This is a genomic window from Pseudomonas sp. P5_A2_2 (assembly GCF_054177685.1).
This window is the reverse complement of the sequence record NZ_JBGCUL010001142.1, coordinates 1-1,327: the sequence shown is the minus strand read 5'-3', so window position 1 is coordinate 1,327 and position 1,327 is coordinate 1. Positions and strand designations below refer to the sequence as shown.

The following is a 1,327-nucleotide window of genomic DNA, read 5'->3' as shown; positions in this document are numbered from 1 at the left end:
GTCCTCGGCGCCGACGGTGCTCAGGTCGCTGAGCTCCGGGTCCGGACGATCATCGCCCGGCACCAGAATCACCTGYACGCCGCGCTGCGACAGTTCGACCAGGCGCTCGATGCCGTAACGCCAATAGGCGATACCGCCGTGCAGCGAAATCAGGATCACCTTTGCGTGACGCAGCACTTCATCGACGTACAAATCGACCGAGGCATGGTTCTGCACCTGCATCGGGTTGGCCAGGCGCACGCTCGGGTAATCGTCGGGCAATTGCTGCGCCGCTTCGGCGAGCAGCGCCAGGCTGGAGTCGCCGCTGCACAGGATCACCAGCTCGGCGGGGGTTTGTCCAAGGTCGGCAATGTTGTCATCCGACACGAAACCGCCGGGCTGGGTCCTGAGCAGGTGCATGGCTTACACGCTGAGCGCGGCGCGCAATTGCGCTTCGAGAACCGTGGCATCCAGTTCCTGGCCGATCAGCACCAGACGGGTGACTCGCGCTTCTTCAGCACCCCACTGGCGGTCGAAGTGCTTGTCGAAACGTGTGCCCACGCCCTGGATCAGCAGGCGCATCGGTTTGTTCGGAACGGCGGCGAAGCCTTTGACTCGCAAGATGCCGTGCTGGACCACCAGTTGGGTCAGCGCGTCCATCAGCAGGCTTTCATCGGCTTGCGGCAGTTCGATGGAGATCGAATCGAAGGCGTCGTGATCGTGGTCATCATGATCGTCGTCGCCATCGTGATGATGGTCGTGGTGGCTGTGACGGCTGTCGATGTGCTCTTCGGAGCCGGCACCCAGGCCGATCAGCACGTCCAGCGGCAGGCGACCGCTGCTGGCTTCGACGATTTTCACCGCTGGCGGCAATTCCTCGGCGACTTCCAGGCGCACACGGGCCAGGTCCGCCGGGTTGATCAGGTCGGTTTTGTTGAGGATCACCAGGTCAGCGCTGGCCAGTTGGTCGGCGAACAGTTCGTGCAGCGGCGATTCGTGGTCCAGGTTCGGGTCGAGTTTGCGCTGGGCGTCGACCTGATCCGGGAACGCGGCGAAGGTGCCGGCGGCGACGGCCGGGCTGTCGACCACGGTGATCACTGCATCCACCGTGCAGGCACTGCGGATTTCCGGCCACTGGAAGGCTTGCACCAGCGGCTTGGGCAGCGCCAGGCCGGACGTTTCGATGAGGATATGGTCGAGATCGCCGCGACGGGCCACCAGTTCGCGCATCACCGGGAAGAATTCTTCCTGAACCGTGCAGCACAGGCAGCCGTTGGCCAGTTCATAGACACGGCCTTTGGCTTCTTCTTCGGTGCAACCGATGGAGCTTCGGTGCAACCGATGGAGC

The 1,327-nt window shown here is 63.5% G+C and carries 1 protein-coding gene and 1 pseudogene; both read right to left on the bottom strand.

The annotated features are described in order from the left end of the window. Nucleotides 1-399: pseudogene (locus ACXRVY_RS29545) on the bottom strand (cobaltochelatase subunit CobN); the annotation flags it as partial. Between the two features lie 3 nt (nucleotides 400-402). After that, nucleotides 403-1,327, bottom strand: a 925-nt coding sequence (gene cobW / locus ACXRVY_RS29540; protein WP_458239025.1) for a cobalamin biosynthesis protein CobW, incomplete at its 5' end; no start/stop codon positions are given.